Annotated in this window: 24 protein-coding genes; 20 read left to right on the top strand and 4 right to left on the bottom strand. The window is 43.3% G+C overall.

The window, feature by feature from the left end:
* Positions 1-120: 120 nt before the first annotated feature.
* Both ABE28_RS15695 and ABE28_RS15690 read left to right on the top strand, forming a co-directional pair.
* Positions 121-1860 carry a peptidoglycan D,D-transpeptidase FtsI family protein gene (locus tag ABE28_RS15695; protein WP_064463542.1) on the top strand — a complete coding sequence of 580 codons (1740 nt, stop codon included), beginning with the start codon at positions 121-123 and terminating at the stop codon, positions 1858-1860.
* Positions 1861-1960: 100 nt separating this feature from the next.
* Positions 1961-2629 (top strand): YrrS family protein, encoded by a 669-nt coding sequence (locus ABE28_RS15690; protein WP_167353407.1) that lies wholly within the window; start codon positions 1961-1963, stop codon positions 2627-2629.
* A 47-nt stretch (positions 2630-2676) separates the two neighbouring features.
* Here the strand turns inward: ABE28_RS15690 and ABE28_RS15685 are convergent, their stop codons facing one another.
* Positions 2677-2889, bottom strand: a complete 213-nt coding sequence (locus ABE28_RS15685) for a DUF2536 family protein (RefSeq protein WP_064463537.1) — start codon at positions 2887-2889, stop codon at positions 2677-2679.
* A 267-nt stretch (positions 2890-3156) separates the two neighbouring features.
* On the opposite strand from ABE28_RS15685, the gene ABE28_RS15680 reads away from it, so the two are divergent.
* The 8 genes from ABE28_RS15680 (at position 3157) to sigK (ending at position 9434) form a co-directional block, all read left to right on the top strand.
* Positions 3157-3795 carry a class I SAM-dependent methyltransferase gene (locus tag ABE28_RS15680; RefSeq protein ID WP_064463536.1) on the top strand — a complete coding sequence of 213 codons (639 nt, stop codon included), beginning with the start codon at positions 3157-3159 and terminating at the stop codon, positions 3793-3795.
* 16 nt (positions 3796-3811) lie between these two features.
* Positions 3812-4507: a 5'-methylthioadenosine/S-adenosylhomocysteine nucleosidase gene (gene mtnN, locus ABE28_RS15675; protein ID WP_064463534.1), complete on the top strand. Its 696-nt coding sequence runs from the start codon at positions 3812-3814 to the stop codon at positions 4505-4507.
* Between the two features lie 93 nt (positions 4508-4600).
* Entirely contained in the window at positions 4601-5524 is a 924-nt protein-coding gene (locus tag ABE28_RS15670) for a PLP-dependent cysteine synthase family protein (RefSeq protein WP_064463532.1), read from the top strand.
* A 1-nt stretch (position 5525) separates the two neighbouring features.
* Entirely contained in the window at positions 5526-6662 is a 1137-nt protein-coding gene (locus tag ABE28_RS15665; protein ID WP_064463528.1) for a bifunctional cystathionine gamma-lyase/homocysteine desulfhydrase, read from the top strand.
* A gap of 116 nt (positions 6663-6778) precedes the next feature.
* Positions 6779-7045: a YrhC family protein gene (locus tag ABE28_RS15660; protein ID WP_064463526.1), complete on the top strand. Its 267-nt coding sequence runs from the start codon at positions 6779-6781 to the stop codon at positions 7043-7045.
* Positions 7046-7145: 100 nt separating this feature from the next.
* Entirely contained in the window at positions 7146-7373 is a 228-nt protein-coding gene (locus ABE28_RS15655; RefSeq protein ID WP_064463522.1) for a hypothetical protein, read from the top strand.
* A 654-nt stretch (positions 7374-8027) separates the two neighbouring features.
* The gene (locus tag ABE28_RS24615; protein WP_083232105.1) at positions 8028-8168 is read left to right on the top strand and encodes a YrzI family small protein; all 141 of its coding nucleotides are present in this window, start codon (positions 8028-8030) and stop codon (positions 8166-8168) included.
* 543 nt (positions 8169-8711) lie between these two features.
* Positions 8712-9434 (top strand): RNA polymerase sporulation sigma factor SigK, encoded by a 723-nt coding sequence (sigK, locus tag ABE28_RS15650; RefSeq protein ID WP_064463520.1) that lies wholly within the window; start codon positions 8712-8714, stop codon positions 9432-9434.
* Positions 9435-9613: 179 nt separating this feature from the next.
* Here the strand turns inward: sigK and ABE28_RS15645 are convergent, their stop codons facing one another.
* Positions 9614-9925 carry a hypothetical protein gene (locus ABE28_RS15645; RefSeq protein ID WP_064463518.1) on the bottom strand — a complete coding sequence of 104 codons (312 nt, stop codon included), beginning with the start codon at positions 9923-9925 and terminating at the stop codon, positions 9614-9616.
* A 156-nt stretch (positions 9926-10081) separates the two neighbouring features.
* Here ABE28_RS15645 and ABE28_RS15640 point away from each other — a divergent pair, with 156 nt between their 5' ends.
* Complete coding sequence (locus ABE28_RS15640; RefSeq protein ID WP_064463516.1) at positions 10082-11872, top strand: M3 family oligoendopeptidase; 1791 nt, start codon at positions 10082-10084, stop codon at positions 11870-11872.
* Positions 11873-12135: 263 nt separating this feature from the next.
* Here the strand turns inward: ABE28_RS15640 and pssA are convergent, their stop codons facing one another.
* The gene (gene pssA, locus ABE28_RS15635) at positions 12136-12675 is read right to left on the bottom strand and encodes a CDP-diacylglycerol--serine O-phosphatidyltransferase (RefSeq protein ID WP_064463514.1); all 540 of its coding nucleotides are present in this window, start codon (positions 12673-12675) and stop codon (positions 12136-12138) included.
* Between the two features lie 136 nt (positions 12676-12811).
* Here pssA and ABE28_RS15630 point away from each other — a divergent pair, with 136 nt between their 5' ends.
* Complete coding sequence (locus tag ABE28_RS15630; RefSeq protein ID WP_064463512.1) at positions 12812-13597, top strand: phosphatidylserine decarboxylase; 786 nt, start codon at positions 12812-12814, stop codon at positions 13595-13597.
* 52 nt (positions 13598-13649) lie between these two features.
* Here the strand turns inward: ABE28_RS15630 and ABE28_RS15625 are convergent, their stop codons facing one another.
* Positions 13650-13790, bottom strand: a complete 141-nt coding sequence (locus tag ABE28_RS15625; protein ID WP_057911663.1) for a sporulation histidine kinase inhibitor Sda — start codon at positions 13788-13790, stop codon at positions 13650-13652.
* Positions 13791-14245: 455 nt separating this feature from the next.
* On the opposite strand from ABE28_RS15625, the gene ABE28_RS15620 reads away from it, so the two are divergent.
* From ABE28_RS15620 to ABE28_RS15585, 8 genes are read left to right on the top strand one after another with little or no spacing between them, the layout of a single operon-like run.
* Positions 14246-14767 carry a YqeG family HAD IIIA-type phosphatase gene (locus ABE28_RS15620; RefSeq protein WP_064463510.1) on the top strand — a complete coding sequence of 174 codons (522 nt, stop codon included), beginning with the start codon at positions 14246-14248 and terminating at the stop codon, positions 14765-14767.
* On the top strand, positions 14764-15873 hold the full coding sequence (gene yqeH / locus ABE28_RS15615) for a ribosome biogenesis GTPase YqeH (RefSeq protein WP_373921285.1): 1110 nt from the start codon (positions 14764-14766) through the stop codon (positions 15871-15873). The genes ABE28_RS15620 and yqeH overlap by 4 nt, the downstream gene beginning before the upstream one ends.
* Positions 15874-15893: 20 nt before the next feature.
* Positions 15894-16736, top strand: coding sequence for a shikimate dehydrogenase (aroE, locus tag ABE28_RS15610; protein ID WP_064463506.1), 843 nt, complete (start codon positions 15894-15896; stop codon positions 16734-16736).
* Positions 16730-17020 (top strand): ribosome assembly RNA-binding protein YhbY, encoded by a 291-nt coding sequence (gene yhbY / locus ABE28_RS15605; protein ID WP_064463503.1) that lies wholly within the window; start codon positions 16730-16732, stop codon positions 17018-17020. Before aroE ends, yhbY begins: the two co-directional genes overlap by 7 nt.
* Positions 17021-17032: 12 nt before the next feature.
* Positions 17033-17602 (top strand): nicotinate-nucleotide adenylyltransferase, encoded by a 570-nt coding sequence (locus ABE28_RS15600; RefSeq protein ID WP_064463501.1) that lies wholly within the window; start codon positions 17033-17035, stop codon positions 17600-17602.
* Positions 17592-18164 (top strand): bis(5'-nucleosyl)-tetraphosphatase (symmetrical) YqeK, encoded by a 573-nt coding sequence (gene yqeK, locus ABE28_RS15595; protein ID WP_064463499.1) that lies wholly within the window; start codon positions 17592-17594, stop codon positions 18162-18164. Before ABE28_RS15600 ends, yqeK begins: the two co-directional genes overlap by 11 nt.
* On the top strand, positions 18164-18520 hold the full coding sequence (gene rsfS, locus ABE28_RS15590) for a ribosome silencing factor (protein WP_064463497.1): 357 nt from the start codon (positions 18164-18166) through the stop codon (positions 18518-18520). Before yqeK ends, rsfS begins: the two co-directional genes overlap by 1 nt.
* Entirely contained in the window at positions 18517-19260 is a 744-nt protein-coding gene (locus tag ABE28_RS15585; RefSeq protein ID WP_064463495.1) for a class I SAM-dependent DNA methyltransferase, read from the top strand. The genes rsfS and ABE28_RS15585 overlap by 4 nt, the downstream gene beginning before the upstream one ends.
* Positions 19261-19269 lie beyond the last annotated feature (9 nt).

Here is a 19269-nt window from a genome sequence, read left to right as displayed (position 1 = left end):
TAAAAAAGGATGACCCATTTGGGCATCCTTTTTTTTTTGCGAAAAAAAATGTTGCGTGAAAGTTGTATATAATTGTTTAAAAATTCGCACCTCGTCAACAATGGTTACGAGGTGTATTTTATGAAAAAGAAACGAATGAGGTTGCTGGCCATTTTTTTGACGACTTGCATGCTGATACTCATAGGCAGGCTTGTTTACATTCAACTTGTATCGACAGAATCTTTTTCGAAGCATGATATAAACCTGTTAGAAGCAAGTGTGGATCAACGTTCACAAATATTAAAGATAGATGATGGACGTGGAAAGTTTTATGACAGGAATGGGGAGCCTCTTGCTCATGAAGAAATTCCCACGCTCGTGCTATTTCCATTTCTGAAAAAAATGACATGGCCGATAGATGAAATCGCCTCGATTATCGGCAGATCGGAAAGTGAGCTGAAAAGGGCCATTGAGCAAGCGGATGAACCGTTCGTATTCGGCGGGGATGAACCGATCGAATTGACGGCCAGTCAATCGAAGGCGATCAACCAATTGAAAATTCCCGGGGTATTTGCCGTGAACGAAAAGCTGTATCATAACCAAACACCTGCAGCACAATTGATCGGCACGACGAATATATCGGATGCGGAGAAGAAAAAACGGTATCCTGACATGAATTTATCCCCGGAAACGAAGATAGGCAATACAGGTCTGCAAAGGACCTTTGATGAGTTTTTGCTTTCCTCAGGGGAATCGAAGCTTGTTTTTCATGTGGATGCGAGCGGCGGCCCGATGTTTGGCGTCGATGTGAAATACGTCGAACCGGCCAACCCCTTATACCCTGTGAAGGTCGTAACGACAATCGATAAAGAGATACAGGAAAAGGCGGAAAAGCTGGTGGATGAGCGCGGCATAAAAAAAGGCGGGATTGTACTGATCGATATCAAAAAAAGTGAAATCGTCGCCATGGTATCGCGTCCAGCACTGAATGTAAAAGATCCGAATGGCGCAGGGGCAGTCAATATGATGCTCACGCAAAAAACGCCAGGGTCCGTCTTTAAAACGGTCACTGCGGCAGCGGCCATTGATCATAAAGCGGCAAGTCCCTCCAGGACATTCAATTGTAACTTGACGATTGACGGAAGGACGGATAAACAGAGGGAACTGGGGATGCTCAATTTCGAAAGCAGCTTTGCCCAAAGCTGTAACAGGACATTCGCCGAATTGTCTCAGGAAATTGCCGAGAAGGATCCTGACTTCCTGGAAAGCTATGCGAAGAAGTTGGGCTTGATAGGTGAAACGGGCTGGCAAGGTGATGTATATCATACGAGAGTTACTCAGCTGTATCATGAACAAACCGGAAAGGTGTGGCACGACGCCGATTTAAAAAAAGATCCTAAAATGATTGCCAAAACCGCCATCGGCCAGCAGGATGTCCAAACGACACCATTGGCGATAGCGAACATGATGGCCACGATCGCCCGCGGCGGCAAGAAGGAACAAGTCAAAGCCGTATCCAAGGTTGAATTCAACAATAGTACGACTGTGGTCGATTTTAAGAATCAAGACATGGGTGGGGAGACAATTTCTCCCTACACAGCAATGAAGATGCAGCAGCTTTTAAGGAAGGTTGTGACCGAAGATAAGGGGACCGGTGCTTCCTTGAGGGACTTGCCTGTAGAGGTTGCGGGCAAGTCGGGAACGGCTCAGACGAACATGGAAAAAGGGGAGCTCAACAAATGGTTTGCTGGCTACTTTCCTTATAAAAATCCCCAATATGCACTAGTTGCCGTAAATTTTGAAACGAAGGAGAATAGCACCAGCATGACGCCGCTTTTTTCGGATATTGTAAAAGTTTTATACTCCAAGGACCAGGATTGATACGGGAAATGACGAAAAATGTAGGAAACCCTTTTCTTCTATCTGTCACTGAATCATGTTAAAATGGGGCAGTAATGAAATGGTGAGGGAGGAATGGACCTTGGGCTCAAGATTCAATCAACGAGATCAAAAAAGAAAAGTAAATAAAATATACAATATTGCAATAACCATCGTTTCCGTTTTAATCGTCATAGTCGCCATCACCATTTTCTTAAGTGATGGCGGTACAAAAGCTGATCCGACCACGACTGAACCAAAGCAAATTGCCGATAAAGACAAGGGCAAAGTGGACAAACCAGCTGGAAAGGTGGAAGAAAAGGATTCAGAGAAGGAAGCGGACGAAGATCTTAAAGCAAAAGAGGAAAGTGAAGAAGGGGCAACAGAGGATGAAGAAGCTTCTGATGAAGGAGGGGATGCCGAGTTGGTGGAAGTCGAAGGCAGCGGAGATGGCAATGTCGCGGCTACCTATACGAGTGAGGCCTGGAAACCAGTCGGTACCGAGCAATCCGGGGACCATACGGCAAGCTTTCAAAAGGATTCGGTCGACTGGAATGAAATGCGTAAAGCCATTGCGCTCGGAGCTGGGATCGATGAAGGAAGCATGAAGCTATGGTGGCTTCAAAATGGCGGCTCGCCCAACACGGCAATCGGTACCGTATCTGCTGGGGACAATCCAAAAACCTATCGGGTCCATATCGAATGGGTCGACGGTTCTGGCTGGAAACCTGAAAAAGTTGAAGAATTGAAGGTTAATGATAAACGCAAATAGCCCAAAAATCCCTCGGAAGCACTAATTCCGAGGGATTTTCATATTGGTCATTTTTTTGCCTTGAAGTGAACGACTGCACTATAGAAACGTCTGCCCTCCTCGCTTACATACATTTCGTGTGATACGGAATGAACCTGGAGCATGATCGCTTTATTGATTTCGATCTGTGCCTGGATTTTTTCTTCGAGATTCTTGATGCTTTCTGCTTCGAAAAACTCTATTTTATCTTCGAATAGATTTAAGTCGAGCTGGAAATTCATAACGGCTTCCCTCCAACATGTTAGATAATGATAGTTTAACACCATTTTAGCTCAATCAAAACCAAATGAGGGATTTGCCTAAAAAATCCGAACTGTTTTTATATTATTTCATATTATACTTATAGGTTTTATTGTATTATAATAAAAGAGTGCTTAGTCGAATCGATAGCTTTTGGTGGATTCGCCTAAATAACGAGCACTAATTTAGTGTTTAATTCATATTATACTTATAGGCTTTATTATATTATAATAAAAAGGTGATAAAAAATGGGCAGAGAATTTTTGGATTTATTTGAAGAATGGTCGAAATCGTATGATGATACTGTCGGTGGACACGATATTGAATATCAAGAGGTATTTAAACATTATGATAAGATCTTGGATAGCGTGACGAAGCGGGCTCATGGGCATGTTCTTGAGTTCGGGGTGGGCACCGGGAATTTAACGGAGAGGTTATTGAAGGAAGGCCTCAAGGTTACCGGCATCGAGCCTTCACCGGCAATGAGGGAGATTGCGGTCGGCAAGCTGGGCAATGTAACGCATATAGCCGATGGCGATTTCATGGATTTCCCTGAGCCTGAGCAGGTCGATACGATCGTGAGTACGTATGCATTTCATCATTTGACGGATGAAGAAAAAGAAAAAGCGATAGCCAGCTATGGAAAGTTACAGAATACTGGTGGTAAAATAGTGTTTGCGGATACGATGTATCAATCGAAGGAAGCGCACGAACAGGCGATTTCCGAGGCAACGCAGGCAGGCTTCCATAATTTGGCGAAAGATTTGCAAACGGAATATTACACAACCATTCCTTTTTTGGAAAAAGTTCTTGAAGCACATGGTTATACGGTGAACTTCGAGCGCTGCAATCAATTTGTCTGGATTATGGAGGCGGAAAAATTATAGGAAGAGGTTTTTACTAATGAAAGTAGCCATAATCGGAGCAATGGAAGAAGAAGTTACGATTTTACGTGATAAATTGGAAGGTTTGGAGCAGGTGACCATTGCCGGTTCCGAATTCAATACAGGAAAACTGAACGGTGTCGAAGTCATTTTGCTTAAATCCGGTATCGGTAAAGTGAATGCCGCCATGTCAACTGCAGTCCTTTTGGAAAGATTCAAACCGGATGCCATCATCAATACTGGTTCCGCAGGCGGTTATCATCCGGAACTTAATGTAGGGGATGTCGTCATCTCTACCGAAGTTCGCCATCATGATGTCGATGTGACGGTTTTTGGATATGAGTATGGCCAGGTTCCTCAGCTGCCGGCAGCCTTCATCCCGGATGAGAAGCTTTTTGCTCTTGCAGAAGAAGCTGCTAAGGAAATCCAGGATATACAAGTGGCGAAAGGATTGATCGTTACGGGGGACTCGTTCATGAATGATCCTGTCAGGGTCGAATTCGTCAGAGGGAAATTCACGGATCTATATGCTGTGGAAATGGAAGCGGCAGCGATTGCACAGGTAGCCTACCAATTCCAAACACCATTTGTCATCATCCGTTCGCTTTCGGACATCGCAGGTAAGGAGTCCAATATTTCCTTTGATAAGTTCCTTGAAACGGCGGCCCTTCATTCAGCGGAATTGATTTTGAAAATGGTTGGGAAAATGAAATGAATGGGCAGTGATCAGCGTGAGGCTCTCCGCTGATTACTCTTTAGTTTTATAACTCACTAAATTGGTAGGGTAACTATGAAAGGATGTACGAATATGAAGGTCTTTCAAAACATACATGAGTTGATCGGGAAGACGCCGTTGATGGAAATTACCCATTTCACGCTTCCTGAGGGCGTTCGCATCTTTGCCAAATTGGAATACTTCAATCCGGGAGGCAGTGTGAAGGACCGCCTCGGTCAGGAGCTTTTGACACAAGCGTTGCAGACTGGGAAAGTGAAAAAGGGCGGAACGATCATCGAGCCGACTGCCGGGAATACCGGGATTGGACTGGCGCTGGCAGCGATAAACAGCGGAGTCGATGTGATCTTTTGTGTACCCGAGAAATTCAGTGCCGAAAAACAGGAATTGATGCGTGCTCTGGGAGCAAAAGTGGTCCAGACCCCAACAGAGGAGGGAATGACAGGAGCGATTGCAAAAGCGAAGGCGTTGCTTGCTGAAATTCCAGGATCTTATTGTCCTCAGCAATTTGCCAACCCAGCCAATCCCGATGCTTATTACAAAACACTGGGACCTGAACTTTGGGAGCAGCTTGATGGCAAGGTCGATGTTTTTGTTGCCGGTGCCGGGACGGGAGGGACCTTCATGGGAACATCACGTTATTTAAAAGAAAAAAAAGCTGCTATCAAAACGATCATTGTCGAACCGGAAGGATCGATTTTGAACGGAGGAGAAGCGGGACCTCATAAAACAGAGGGCATAGGTATGGAGTTCCTGCCAGCTTATATGGATGAAACGTACTTTGATCGTATTCATACGATAAGCGATCGGGAAGCGTTCGACATGGTCAAGGAATTGGCCTTGAAGGAAGGCTTGCTAGTCGGAAGTTCATCGGGCTCGGCATTCGCTGCAGCCTTGAATGAGGCGGCCAACGCATCCCCAGGCACGAATATCGTCGTGGTATTCCCGGATTCCAGTGAACGTTACTTAAGCAAGAAAATTTATCAGGGAGGTATGTAAAATGAGAAAGAAAACACAATTGATTCACGGTGGAATTTTTGGTGATGAAGCAACAGGTGCCGTTTCGGTGCCGATTTATCAAGTAAGCACCTATAAGCAGGATGGACCGGGGGATCATCGCGGATATGAGTATTCCCGTACGGGCAATCCTACCCGCCATGCCCTTGAGGAATTGATCAAGGATCTTGAAGATGGAAAAAGGGGCTTCGCTTTCGGCTCAGGTATGGCGGCGATGACAGCTGTGATGATGCTGCTGAGTCATGGCGATCATGTCTTGATGACCGATGACGTTTATGGAGGCTCTTTCAGGGTGATGACGAAGGTGCTGAACCGCTTCGGAATTGAAGCTTCATTCGTCAATACGAGCGATATAGATTCGATTCAGAACGAAATCAGGGACAATACGAAAGCATTGTTCATCGAAACTCCGACGAATCCATTATTGAAAATCACGGATCTGGAAGCTGTAGCAAAAATTGCGAAGGCAAACGGCATCCTTACGATCGTGGATAATACTTTCAGTACGCCATACTGGCAGAATCCACTTACGCTCGGTGCAGATATCGTCCTTCACAGCGCCACTAAGTACCTAGGGGGACACAGCGATGTTGTAGCGGGCCTTGTCGTGGTGAATGATGAAAAAATCGGCAATGACCTTCACTTCATCCAAAACTCCACAGGAGGCGTGCTAGGGCCTCAAGATTCGTGGTTGTTGATGCGAGGCATTAAAACGCTGGGAATCCGGATGGAAGAGCATGAAAAAAATACATCCCGGATCGTTGAATATCTATCCGGTCATGCAGGCGTGTCGAAAATCTATTATCCAGGTCTGGAAAACCATCCGAATCATGAAATAGCGAAGAAGCAAGCACGAGGCTTCGGCGGCATGGTTTCATTCGATGTCGGCAGTGCCGAAAAAGCCGCATCTGTTTTGAAAAAGGTGAAATATTTCACGCTGGCTGAAAGTCTTGGAGCGGTGGAAAGCTTAATCTCCATTCCGGCTTTGATGACGCATGCTTCCATTCCAGCAGAGCGCCGTGCCGAGCTTGGAATAACTGACGGGCTGATCCGACTTTCCGTAGGCCTGGAGGACGCGGAAGATTTATTGGAAGACTTGGAGCAAGCACTAAGAGGATAAACGCGGAACATGCCGCCGATTCAAGCTGACTGCCATTATTTACTTTCTGTCATCTGGAATAAATATGGTAGAATGAGATATCGATAACTTATTAGCTTGAAAGAAGGTGGAATGGCATGAAAAACCGTACAAACCAGACGGCTGCAATACTGCGTTCGAAAATGGCCGATTTTAAACAATTTGGCATCACTTTGCTATGTGTGGGTTCGTTTTTCTATTTAGGAACCATCCTTCCCTCTGACGGCAAAACGATGATTGACACATATGCCTATATGGGAGCGACGATCCTGTTCCTTGGTGTATCCATTGTATTTTTCCGTTTATCAAATAAATACAAAAAGGTCTTGGCAGAAATGGATGACCAGGATTCTTTACAACAATAAAATCAGGATGAAGGCTGCAGGCAAACTCAAGTGTTAAAGGAGTTCGCCTGCAGCCTTTTTTTGGTTTCATTCTGCATGATTCTTTTTGAGGATTTGTACCTTGTGCGTTACATTTCACTGCAGGCACTCCGTACATGTAGCTGGCGAGAAACGGTATAAAAAGCATGTGAATATCACGATCTTCATGAAAAAATTCTTTAAATTCGATGGAAAGTATAAACTCGCGAGTAAAGTGGTTAAACTCGCGAGTAAAGTCGATAAATTCGCGAGTAACGCAAGAAATAGACGAGAAACGGCCCCAACTGTCTGTGAAAAGGGGACTTTTTAGTGGAAAACACCTCAATTTCGATGCAAAGTCCAAACTCTCGAGAAAAAGCACAAAATCCGCGAGTAACTGTACCTTAGACCGTTGCATTGCACTGCAGGCACTCCCTTATCCAGAGGCGGTGTCCGCAAGGCCATTATCGGCCTCTTCGTCCATAGGGGCTCCTGCGGACACGTATTTTCCACAGGAGTGTCGCACTTTTTTTTCTAACTCAAGAGTAAGCTTATATTGCACGGATTTGTCATTCTTATTGCCTCCCCCTTCAATAAATTCCGTTTGAAAAATGGGTAAAAAGAAAGAATTTTTAAAAAAATGGGCAAAAGCCGTTTACAAATTACGGATTTGTGGATATACTTACCAAGTAATAAAAAATATTCCAAGGGAGGTCGAAGAAAATGAATTTGTATCTATATGGAGTCGTCACTCAAATTAGCTGGACTGTTTCAATTGACAATCAAATACTATTCGACCTGTGCCACGCGGAATATTTCTAAAGCAAACGGGCTTTATTAATCATTCAGACATAGCGGCCGCAGGGAGAAGTCTTTTGTCCTGCGGCCTTTTTATATTTTTTTGAAAAAGCTGCAGGAGGACATAACTTTCTGCGGCCTTTTTATGCCTTTTTGCGGGGCCGCACCCTAAAAGGAGGTGATATTTATGACATTGAATATGCTTTTTTTCACAATTACAATCAAAATGAAAAAAATGACTGCCGAAGAATGCATGCAGCAGGAGAGAATCAATAAACTTCGGGAAGAACATTTAGACAAAGCGATGAAGCATCGTCCTTTTTTCTAAGTTAATGAGGTTTGGTTTCCCAATAATTCAATGAAAGGTGGAGGTTAATATGATGAATTCAGTTTATGTAAAGGGAGCGAAGCGTTGCTACTGGCAGGAGAAGGATACCGGCTAACGAACTTGGCACATAACGGATGATCCCCAATCGGAAAATTGAGCAGGTTAAAAGGAAAAACTCGGCCAAATGCCGAGTTTTTTTGATTAAGCAGCACGCACCTTTTCCGCTGTATCCGTATGCTGGAAACTAGCGAAACCTGTATGGGGGCAATACAACCAACAGGAAAATAAACAAGCATTAACGGATTCGTACCCACCTACTAAATGGGGTGGCGGATTTGGATATCATAGTTGCAGCAACCGTATGGTTCATAGTTAGATTCCGTTCCAGGACATCCTTCTCTTTTTTTGTCCGCATGGGAATTCAGCCATTACCGTTCCAAATATTTCATCCTTTCATGATTTTCTTTTAACGGGACAGACACGAACAAGCCCACCGCTGCATAGGTATGAATAGGGAAACCTAAGAAACGGGGGATGAAACCAATGCCCGGAATACTTACTGTTGTCGGCTATATCATCAAAGAATTTTACTTATTTGTTTCCTATGTAAAGAACAATGCTTTTCCCCAGCCTTTATCAGCACAGGATGAAAAGAAATATCTGAAGCTCATGAGTGAGGGGGATGGTGATGCCCGCAACATTTTGATCGAGCATAACCTCAGGCTTGTTGCCCACATTGTCAAGAAATTCGAGAATACGGGCGAAGATACGGAGGATCTGATTTCAATTGGGACGATTGGACTGATAAAAGCGATCGAAAGTTATTCGGATGGGAAAGGCACCAAGCTCGCTACGTATGCTGCGCGATGTATCGAGAATGAGATTCTGATGCATTTGCGTGCGACAAAGAAAACGAAGAAGGATATTTCCTTGCATGATCCGATTGGCCAGGATAAAGAGGGAAATGAAATCAGTTTAATCGATGTGCTGAAATCGGAATCGGAAGATGTCATCGATACGATCCAGCTCAATATGGAAATCGAAAAAGTGAAAAAGTACATTGATATTTTGGATGAACGGGAAAAGGAAGTCATTGTAGGCAGGTTCGGGCTTGATTTGAAAAAGGAAAAAACCCAGCGGGAAATCGCTAAAGAACTAGGGATTTCCCGTAGTTATGTATCAAGGATCGAGAAGCGGGCATTGATGAAGATGTTCCATGAATTTTACAGGGCAGAAAAAGAGAAGGAAAAGAAGGCTAAAGGGTAAACGTAAAAAAGAGTGTCGGGAATATTCCCGGCACTCTTTTTGCATTAATATTTACTTCGAACCATGTCTGCAAATGCATGATAAATCTCGATACCTTGAAATAGGAACAGACGTGACGCGGTTAATGAAAAAATCCCTATCATAATAAAACGAAACCACATATGAATCACTCCTCGATTTTATTTTTTTAATAAAATGTCAGAGTGGGCGGCTACGTAATTCGCCTGAAAAAATACGGGACTGAGATACCGTTGCCGCAGGTTCGAATGGAAATAAAGAAAACTTAAAATCGATATTTCGAATACTAGAAAAATGATGATCGCCTGCAACGAATTTAAGGAAGGGATGAAAGGCACTTTCTTATCGGCTTTATCCCAATGGTGAACATCGGTATGCTCTTCAAGGGTTAGCTGTTGCGTGTGCTGATGGAACTGCCCGGGCACGGTCCATAAAAGGAGAATGATGGCAGACAGCTGGATGAAGAATTTCATATGAACCACCCCTTTCCCGAAGAATATATACATCATAACACTTTTTTCATCTTAGATATAGAAAAATGCATTAAAAAAACTGAAAATTCCTTTTAATTAGAAAAAAATAGCATAAACCTCTATAATGAATGTATTGATAAAAGGGGGTAATTGCAAATGGGATATTCTTTAACTTGGGATTTGGATGTCTTTTTTAAAGGAGGAAGCTCTTCTGGTGAGTTCCTGCTTTTTTTGGATGAAATCAAGGAAGAGGTGCAAGAACTCGATCAGCTTGTGAGCATCATCTCTCCAGAAGCAAATGACGAAAGCCAATTCATCAAAGCATTCGATCTATTGAAAAACACCCAGATGAAATCCAAGCAGGCCAGCGCCTACATCGGGTGTCTGGAAGCTCAAAATGCGCAGGATAAAAAAGCAGGGCAGCTGCGGATCGAGCAAATGAAGGTCGTCGCTTCGCTCAAAATGGTTATGAGCAAGCTTGATGAAAAGCTGATCCAGCTTGATGAGGCATTTTTGCAAAGCATGCTAGGCAAAGAACCGCTGAATGAGTTGGCATTTGTTGTGAACGAACGCCGAAAAAGGGCGAAGGATAAGCTCTCAGTGAAGGAAGAGGCATTAATCACCCAATTGTCCATGGATGGATTCGAAGGGTGGAGCCAAATGTATGATACGATCGTCGGTTCCATGTCCATTCCGTATAAAGGGGAGATGCTCTCGGTAGGTCAAGCGGCGAATAAATTTTCAGAGCCCGATCAAAAAGCGAGGAAAGAATTGTTTGCAGCCTGGGAACAGGCTTGGGAAGAAAAAAGTGAACTTTTTGCCCGAACGTTGAACCATTTGGCTGGGTTTCGTCTCAGTGTGAATGAAAAAAGGGGCTGGGAGGATATTTTGAAAGAGCCGCTTGAGATCGGAAGGATGAAAAAAGCAACCCTCGAGAGCATGTGGAATGTCATTGCGGATCATAAGGAGCCGTTGGTGAGGTTCTTACAAAGGAAAGCGGAGTTACTGGATTTGGATAAATTGAGTTGGGCGGATTTGGATGCACCGCTAGCGGTTACTGCAGAATCCAAAGTGATGGAATATCAAGAAGGTGCAGACTTCATCGTCCAGCAATTCTCTAAATTCGGAGCTGAATTAGCAAGCTTCACTCGAAAAGCCTTCGAGGATAGCTGGATTGAAGCGGAGGACAGGCCTGGTAAGCGGCCTGGGGGATTTTGTACGGGCTTCCCATTACATAAGCAGTCGAGGATATTCATGACGTATTCGGGTACACCTTCGAATGTGTCGACGTTGGCTCACGAATTGGGACATGCGTTCCATTCTTATGCGATGAGGGACATCCATCCGCTGAATTGTTCATATGCGATGAACGTGGCAGAAACCGCTTCGACCTTTGCTGAGATGGTCGTTTCGGATGCGGCTGTGAAGGAAGCGGGCAGCGAGGAGGAAAGATTGGTTCAGTTAGAAGATAAAATTCAGCGTTCCGTGGCATTATTGATGAATATCCATGCCCGCTTTTTATTCGAGACAAGATTTTATGATGAGCGGAAACAAGGATATGTCAGTGAAGAACGATTGAATGAGCTGATGCTTGACGCCCAAAAAGAAGCATATGGTGATGCATTAAGTGATTACCATCCAACGTTCTGGGCTTCGAAGCTGCATTTCTATATTACCGGTGTGCCATTTTATAATTTCCCGTACACATTCGGTTACCTATTTTCCTTAGGGATTTATGCGAATGCTCTAAAGGAACCTGTTGGTTTTGAAGAAAAATATATTGCCTTATTAAAGGATACTGGGTCAATGAAGGTCGAGGATTTAGCCATGAAGCATTTAGGTGTCGATTTGACTACACGTGATTTTTGGGAAGAAGCGGTTCACACCTGCATGAAAGATGTCGAGGAATTCATGAGTCTGACTGATCCGCTTGTCAAAAAAGCGTAAACCCTCATAAATGGGTGAATAGTAACCAAAAAAAGCGGATGTCCGGTATAGGACGTCCGCTGTCTTGCATTGACACGTTCGGTTATCGAAAAGTTAAATCAAAGTCGATGCCCCCGGATGTCTTTGCAAAGCTATGTGCCTGCTGTGGACATCATTGTTCAAAATGGTATACACCAAGAAAAAAATATAGGCAAACTCATTTTTTATTGAGTTTGCCTGCATTGTGAGGCGGATGTCCAGTTTAGGACAATCCGCTTTTCCAATTAAACTTTCTTCAATTTAAATGGACTGACCATAAGCAATGATAATATAATCATGAGGGATAAGAAAAAGGCCGGATGGAAATATGGGATGGCCAGATAGCTAACCGTTGCAATGCAGCCGGCGACCGTAATGGGAACCCCTGTAAAGTAACCGTTGCTTTCGCTAATATTGAAGCGTGCGAGGCGGAAAGCACCGCAGCCTATATAGAAAACTGTGAAAATTGTGCCTGGAGCACCGAATTCTATTAAAATTCCTTGGTATAATAATAGAGCGGGTGCGACGCCGAAAGATATGATGTCACACATGGAATCAAGCTGCTTGCCCAACTCCGATTCAATGTTGAACTTCCGTGCAACCATTCCGTCAAAGCGATCTGCAAGGGCAGCTAGGAATATCAATAGCAGGCTTAAATTCATTTGGCCGTGCATCACGGCAATTATTGCGAATCCTCCAAGGGATAAATTCATTAAAGTAAGTATATTTGCTGTTTGAGCTTTCACTTTTTTAATGGTTTGATCTAGGGCGTGTAGAAAAAACATCTTTTCACTCCTTTCAAATGAAACAAAATGAAACAAAAATATAATGAACACAAGCGTTTATTATATAATAATATTTTATTTAGCACAATTTATGCAAGGTATTTTTGAATAATTTTACAATTTGGAGTGGATTTATTTGTATCAATCTTTTTATCGGATTTTGATTGAACTGACGAATGGAAGGTATTCATCCGGTTTATTGAAGCGCTTTAGCCAATCTCGCTGGAGCAAACCCTTGATTTTGCAATATGTAAAAACATTTAATCTCAATCAACAAGAATTTGGGGAAGATATAAAAGCATATTCCAATCTGCACGAGTTGTTTACGAGGAAGCTGAAGGAGGAGGTCAGGCCAATTACGTCCCTCCCTTGTGCGGTGGCATGTCCCGTGGATGGCGTTCTCGAGGATGCGGGGGAAATAAGGACAGATAAAAAAATCGTCGTTAAGGGAAAAGTATATTCGATGGAGGAAATGCTTGGGGACGAGCTTGCATTGGAAAAGTACTTAGGTGGCAAATACCTGGTCTTGTACTTAAGCCCAAGTCATTATCATAGGATTCATGCACCGATCAAGGGCTCCGTAATCAAACGTTGGACGCTTGGGAGGAAATCGTACCCCGTTAATAAATGGGGGATGAAATATGGAAAAGAGCCTTTATCCAAAAATTATCGTACAATAACTGAACTTCAAAATGAGGAGGGGAGTTTGGCGATGGTGAAGGTTGGTGCCATGTATATCAATTCGATCGTCATTACCGACCAATCGAAGGAATTGGAGCAAGGCCAGGAGTTTTCTTATTTCAGCTTTGGGTCGACTGTCGTCCTTCTCTTTGAAAAGAATAAGTTTGAGCTTGAAGGCAACCTGTCCATTCCCGCCGATGTCCGTGTCGGTGAAACGATCGGGTTCATGAAGGCCGTTTAGTCACGAAAAAAATAAGAAGGCTGACATTTGATGTCAGCCTATGTATTCGATATTAAAATAAGGATCGGATTTTATGTGTCAGGGCTCTTCGATGAATTTCCGTTTCTATGAGACGGATGAATTCGGTACTTAACTTTAAATTCTGCGCTTTAAAATAGGATTCCAGCAACAGGTCATCAGATAGTTTTTGCATCAGGACGCCATTTACGGCTGCTCACCTCCAGTAGGAATTGCGAGGAATAATTTAGTGTTTCCTTACATATATTGATAAGTCTTCCTTGCTGTACCCCTACTGTATCAGAAATAAACACGGAGAACAATCGTTCTGTTATCCACAGTTAAAAGTGGATAACCTGTGGTTAAAATGTTTACAAAGTGGCCGAAATGGTACGGGTCAGCTTGGAAAATGTTAGTAAAGTTATCCACAGGCTGGAAGAATGAAATTTTTGTCGAAATCTTTTCGGAATAATTAGGTCTTACGTTACGCTAAATTTCCTGTCTTTCTTAAAAATGCCTTCCCATATCAGAAAACTTACATTATGATGATTTTTTACCGCAAGCCCCGCTTTCCTAAATTTTTTTGAAAGTAAGCCGAAAATTCGATATGATGGAGACGGTAAATTTTAATGAAAATATAGAGGTGTCAATATGCTTAAATTATTTTTGCCGAGTGAACATGTTAAAAGCATTTTTAATATAGATCCTCAAGAATTGAAGAAAAAAGGGATTAAGGGAGTCATCACGGACTTGGATAATACTCTCGTGGAATGGGACAGACCAACCGCTACGCCTGATTTAATCAAATGGTTCGATAATATGAGGGACCATGGGATTTTAGTGACGATTGTTTCCAATAATAATGAAAATCGTGTCCGGTCATTTTCCGATCCGCTTCACATTCCGTTCATACATCAGGCGAGGAAGCCGATGTCGAGGGCGTTCCATAAAGCCCGTAAGGCGATGGGGCTGAAGTTGGAAGAAACAGTGGTAATCGGCGACCAGCTATTGACGGATGTATTGGGAGGGAACAGAGGTGGCTTCCATACGATCTTAGTCGTTCCTGTCGCCCAGACTGATGAGTTCAGGACGAAAATCAATCGTTATTTTGAAAGAAAGATCATGGCGTTTTTTAAACGAAAAGGAATGATAAAATGGGAGGATCACAATTGAACAATCATCAAGAATTAGTATGCATCGGCTGCGGCGTGAAGGTCCAGACAGAAGATCCTAAGGAATTGGGCTATGCGCCTCAATCAGCTTTGGAAAAAGAGACGATCGTTTGTCAGCGCTGCTTTAAATTGAAACATTATAATGAGGTTCAGGATGTATCCTTGACAGACGATGACTTCTTGAAAATCTTGAATAAGGTCGGCGAAACAGATTCCTTGATCGTCAAGATCGTCGATATTTTTGATTTCAATGGAAGCTGGCTGCCAGGCCTTCATCGATTTGTTGGAAGAAATGATGTTCTTTTGATCGGGAATAAGGTCGACTTATTGCCAAAGTCAGTTAAACCGAATAAATTGATTAATTGGATGAAGCAATCTTCAAAGGAATTGGGGCTGAACCCAGTCGATGTTTTACTTGTCAGTGCAGATAAGGGGAAGAACATCCTGGAAGCGGCCGATGCGATTGAACGGTACCGCAAAGGGAAGGATGTCTATGTTGTGGGCTGTACGAATGTTGGTAAATCTACCTTCATCAATCGCCTTATTAAAGAAGTGAGCGGAGAAGGCGATATCATCACGACATCCCACTTCCCGGGCACGACTTTGGATATGATTGAAATTCCTTTGGATGATGGACAGGCATTGATCGATACGCCAGGTATCATTAATCACCATCAAATGGCCCATTACGTGGACAAGCGGGATTTCAAGGTGATCATGCCAAAGAAGGAAATCAAACCAAGAGTGTATCAGCTCAATGAGGCTCAGACGCTATTCTTTGGAGGACTGGCCAGGATGGATTACATCTCCGGCGGAAGACGTTCCCTCACTTGCTACCTTTCGAATGAGTTGAACATCCATCGTACGAAATTGGAAAAGGCCGATGAATTATACGAAAATCATGCAGGGGAATTATTGGCGCCTCCACGGCCAGAACAGCTAGAGGAATTTCCGAAGTTGATTCCACATGAATTCTCTTTGAAAGATGGTAAAATGGATATTGTGTTTTCTGGTCTTGGCTGGGTGACCGTCAATGAGCCGGGAGCAAAGGTCGTTGCACATGTCCCAAAAGGGGTCAATGTCATCGTTCGAAAATCATTAATCTGATATAGGGGTCGTCAAAGTCTATGAAAAAGATCTATGGGGTAATGGGAGATCCAATTGCACATTCGATGTCACCGGACATTCATAATGATGCATTTGAAAAAGAAAATATAGAAGCGGTTTATCACCATTTTCATGTGACGAAAGAAGGATTGCAAGATGCTGTGAAAGGCATGAAAGCCCTTGGTATAGAAGGGTTCAACATCACGATCCCGCATAAGGCGGCAATCATCCCCTTCCTTGATGAAGTGGATGAATTGGCCTTGGCAATCGGGGCTGTAAATACGGTTGTTAACAAAAATGGTCGCTTTATAGGGTATAATACAGACGGAAAAGGATTTTTAAAATCTTTATGCGATGAAATATCAGGTGACATTAAGGCTAAAAAAACGTTAGTGATCGGAGCGGGCGGTGCTGCGCGTGCGATTTATTTTACTCTTGTTAACGAAGGGGTAAAGCAGGTTGATATTGCAAATCGGACGAAGGAAAGAGCGGCAGAGCTTGTTTCTGATTGCCCATATGATAAAATATCGAAGGCACTCTCGATTATCGAAGCGGAACAAAGCTTATCACAATATGATTTGATCATCCAAACGACTTCTTCTGGAATGAGTCCGGAAACGGATCATTCTCCTTTGAAGCTCGACCAGCTCAAAGCCGGTGCAATAGTAAGTGACATCATCTACAATCCCTTGCAGACTAAGCTATTGCTTGAAGCTTTCGAAAAAGGGGCGAAAACGCAGAATGGCCTCGGAATGTTCATCAACCAGGCTGCGCTCGCTTTTGAGATATGGACGGACATTATTCCGGATACAGCAAGAATGACAGATATTGTCTTGAACAAACTAGGAGGTAACACATGTTAACAGGAAAACAGAAAAGATTTTTACGATCAAAGGCCCATCACCTCAATCCGATTTTTCAAGTTGGTAAAGGCGGGGTCAATGATAATCTCATCAAACAAATTGGTGAGGCGCTTGAAGTACGTGAACTGATCAAGGTCAGCATTCTGCAAAACTGTGAAGAAGACCGCAATGACGTCGGACTTTCTTTATCAAAAGGCGCGCGGGCGGAATTGGTTCAAATCATCGGCAACACCATCGTCCTGTATAAAGAATCAAAAGAAAACAAACAAATCAAACTACCTTAAGGGAACCTATCCATGAAAAAAATTGGAATTCTTGGCGGTACATTCAATCCACCGCACATCGGTCATTTAATTATAGCGAATGAAGTGCTGGACGCTCTAGAGCTTGATGAAATCAGATTCATGCCAAATCATGTTCCTCCCCATAAGGAAAAATCGGAGGAAGTAACCGATATGGACAGGCTGGCTATGTTGGAAAATGCGATAGCCACCAATCCAGCTTTTTATATTGAGGGTATTGAAATAGAAAGAAAAGGCACATCTTATACGTATGATACGATAAAGCTCCTGAAAGAACTTGAGCCGACCAATGAATTCTATTTCATCATTGGCGCAGATATGATTGAGTATTTACCTAATTGGCATCGCATCGACGAGTTGATGGAATTGGTCCATTTCGTCGGGGTGAAGCGTCCTGGCTATAATGAGGAGACCTTATACCCGATTACGATGGTGAAAGTCCCGCAGATGTTCATTTCCTCTTCCATGATACGAAGGAAGCTAAGAACGGGGAAAACCGTGAAATATTTAATTGCAGATCCAGTGGTGAAGTATATTAAAGGGAATGGTTTATATGAATCGTGAAAGAGCACTTGCGCTTGTCAAGGAACAAATCACGGAGCGCAGGTACATCCATACTCTTGGCGTGATGGAGTCAGCGATTGAACTTGCCGAGCTCTATGGTGCTGACATAAAAAAAGCGGAACTTGCAGCTATCTTCCACGATTATGCAAAGTTTCGTCCAAAGGAAGAAATGGAGCAAATCATCATCGCCGAAAAGATGGCGCCGGATTTACTTCAATACAACATGGAGCTATGGCATGCTCCAGTCGGGGCTTACCTGGTGAAAAAGGAAGCAGGCATAACGGATGTCGAAATCTTGGATGCGATCGCCCATCACACGTCAGGCAGGGTCGGCATGAGCCTTTTGGATAAGGTCATTTACCTTGCGGATTATATTGAGCCGGGACGTTCCTTCCCAGGGGTCGAAGAAGTCAGGCAGACAGCCAAGCAAAACTTGGATCATGCTGTCATACAGGCTTTAAGGAATACCGTTGTTTTTTTAATGAAACGAAATCAGGCTATTTACCCTGACACATTTTACACATACAATGATTTGATCATGAATTTGAAGGAGAAGATGTAATGACTGAACGTGAACTTCTTGTAATTGCAGCAAAAGCGGCGGATGATAAAAGGGCGGAGGATATTGTGGCCCTGAATATGCAAGGCATATCACTTGTTGCCGATTATTTTTTAATCTGTCACGGTAATTCCGAAAAACAAGTACAAGCCATCGCTCGTGAAATGAAGAGCAAGGCTGATGAATCAGGTATCGATGTAAAACGCCTTGAAGGATTTGATGAAGCGAAATGGGTGCTTGTCGATCTTGGCGATGTAGTTGCGCACATTTTCCATAAGGATGAAAGAAACTATTATAATCTCGAGCGTTTATGGGGAGATGCACCTTTTGAAGATTTAGAGAGTGAACTGACTACATGACCTACGAACGCTTTGCCTATGTATACGATGAATTGATGAAGGATGCTCCCTATGAAAAATGGCTGATGATCCTTACGGCGAAGCTGGAACAGTACGGAATTGGCGGAAGGAAAGTGCTCGATTTAGCTTGTGGAACCGGTGAAATGACCGTCGAATTAGCTCAGCACGGATTTGAGGTCACTGGTGTGGACCTTTCTGACGAAATGCTTCTGGTCGCCAACGAAAAAGCGGTGAAGCTCGGGTTAGCGATTCCCCTTTTCCAACAGAATATGGCGGAACTTGAAGGGCTGGGCCAATTTGACTGTGTCACGATTTTTTGTGATTCATTGAACTACCTTCGTGATGAAGCGGATATCGTAAAAACGTTCAACAGAGTTCACGAGCATTTGAAGGATGGAGGACTATTTTTGTTCGATGTCCATTCCATCTATAAAATGGAAGAAGTGTTTCGTGACCATACGTTTGCCGTCAGCGATGAAGACGTATCCTATATATGGGATTGTTTTCCCGGAGAAGAAGCCTACAGTGTGGAACATGAGTTGAGTTTTTTCGTCAAGGATGAACGGAGTGGCCTGTATGACCGCTTTGATGAATTGCATTATCAACGGACTTATCCGGTTGACCAATATAAAAAATGGTTGCAACAAGCAGGATTTACCGTGACTGAGCTTATGGCCGATCTCGAAGAAGCTCTGCCTGTAACAGAAACTGAACGGATTTTGTTCGTAGCCAGAAAATGAATCAAGAAG

Origin of the sequence: Peribacillus muralis, from assembly GCF_001645685.2 — a bacterium.
In the GTDB taxonomy this organism is placed as follows: Bacteria; Bacillota; Bacilli; order Bacillales; family DSM-1321; genus Peribacillus; species Peribacillus muralis_A.
Note: the sequence above shows the minus strand (reverse complement) of the source record. Positions and strands in the feature narration are given on the sequence as shown.

Excerpts from the sequence above, each read along its gene's own strand:
- ABE28_RS15620 (WP_064463510.1), top strand. The coding sequence starts at position 14,246 with ATGCTTAAATTATTTTTGCCGAGTGAACATGTTAAAAGCATTTTTAAT.
- ABE28_RS15625 (WP_057911663.1), bottom strand. The coding sequence starts at position 13,790 with ATGCAAAAACTATCTGATGACCTGTTGCTGGAATCCTATTTTAAAGCG.
- pssA (WP_064463514.1), bottom strand. The coding sequence starts at position 12,675 with ATGTTTTTTCTACACGCCCTAGATCAAACCATTAAAAAAGTGAAAGCT.
- yhbY (WP_064463503.1), top strand. The coding sequence starts at position 16,730 with ATGTTAACAGGAAAACAGAAAAGATTTTTACGATCAAAGGCCCATCAC.
- ABE28_RS15585 (WP_064463495.1), top strand. The coding sequence starts at position 18,517 with ATGACCTACGAACGCTTTGCCTATGTATACGATGAATTGATGAAGGAT.
- ABE28_RS15640 (WP_064463516.1), top strand. The coding sequence starts at position 10,082 with ATGGGATATTCTTTAACTTGGGATTTGGATGTCTTTTTTAAAGGAGGA.
- ABE28_RS15670 (WP_064463532.1), top strand. The coding sequence starts at position 4,601 with ATGAAGGTCTTTCAAAACATACATGAGTTGATCGGGAAGACGCCGTTG.
- rsfS (WP_064463497.1), top strand. The coding sequence starts at position 18,164 with ATGACTGAACGTGAACTTCTTGTAATTGCAGCAAAAGCGGCGGATGAT.
- ABE28_RS15695 (WP_064463542.1), top strand. The coding sequence starts at position 121 with ATGAAAAAGAAACGAATGAGGTTGCTGGCCATTTTTTTGACGACTTGC.
- ABE28_RS15665 (WP_064463528.1), top strand. The coding sequence starts at position 5,526 with ATGAGAAAGAAAACACAATTGATTCACGGTGGAATTTTTGGTGATGAA.
- ABE28_RS15660 (WP_064463526.1), top strand. The coding sequence starts at position 6,779 with ATGAAAAACCGTACAAACCAGACGGCTGCAATACTGCGTTCGAAAATG.
- ABE28_RS15685 (WP_064463537.1), bottom strand. The coding sequence starts at position 2,889 with ATGAATTTCCAGCTCGACTTAAATCTATTCGAAGATAAAATAGAGTTT.
- sigK (WP_064463520.1), top strand. The coding sequence starts at position 8,712 with ATGCCCGGAATACTTACTGTTGTCGGCTATATCATCAAAGAATTTTAC.
- ABE28_RS24615 (WP_083232105.1), top strand. The coding sequence starts at position 8,028 with ATGACATTGAATATGCTTTTTTTCACAATTACAATCAAAATGAAAAAA.
- yqeK (WP_064463499.1), top strand. The coding sequence starts at position 17,592 with ATGAATCGTGAAAGAGCACTTGCGCTTGTCAAGGAACAAATCACGGAG.
- ABE28_RS15680 (WP_064463536.1), top strand. The coding sequence starts at position 3,157 with ATGGGCAGAGAATTTTTGGATTTATTTGAAGAATGGTCGAAATCGTAT.
- mtnN (WP_064463534.1), top strand. The coding sequence starts at position 3,812 with ATGAAAGTAGCCATAATCGGAGCAATGGAAGAAGAAGTTACGATTTTA.
- ABE28_RS15645 (WP_064463518.1), bottom strand. The coding sequence starts at position 9,925 with ATGAAATTCTTCATCCAGCTGTCTGCCATCATTCTCCTTTTATGGACC.
- ABE28_RS15600 (WP_064463501.1), top strand. The coding sequence starts at position 17,033 with ATGAAAAAAATTGGAATTCTTGGCGGTACATTCAATCCACCGCACATC.
- aroE (WP_064463506.1), top strand. The coding sequence starts at position 15,894 with ATGAAAAAGATCTATGGGGTAATGGGAGATCCAATTGCACATTCGATG.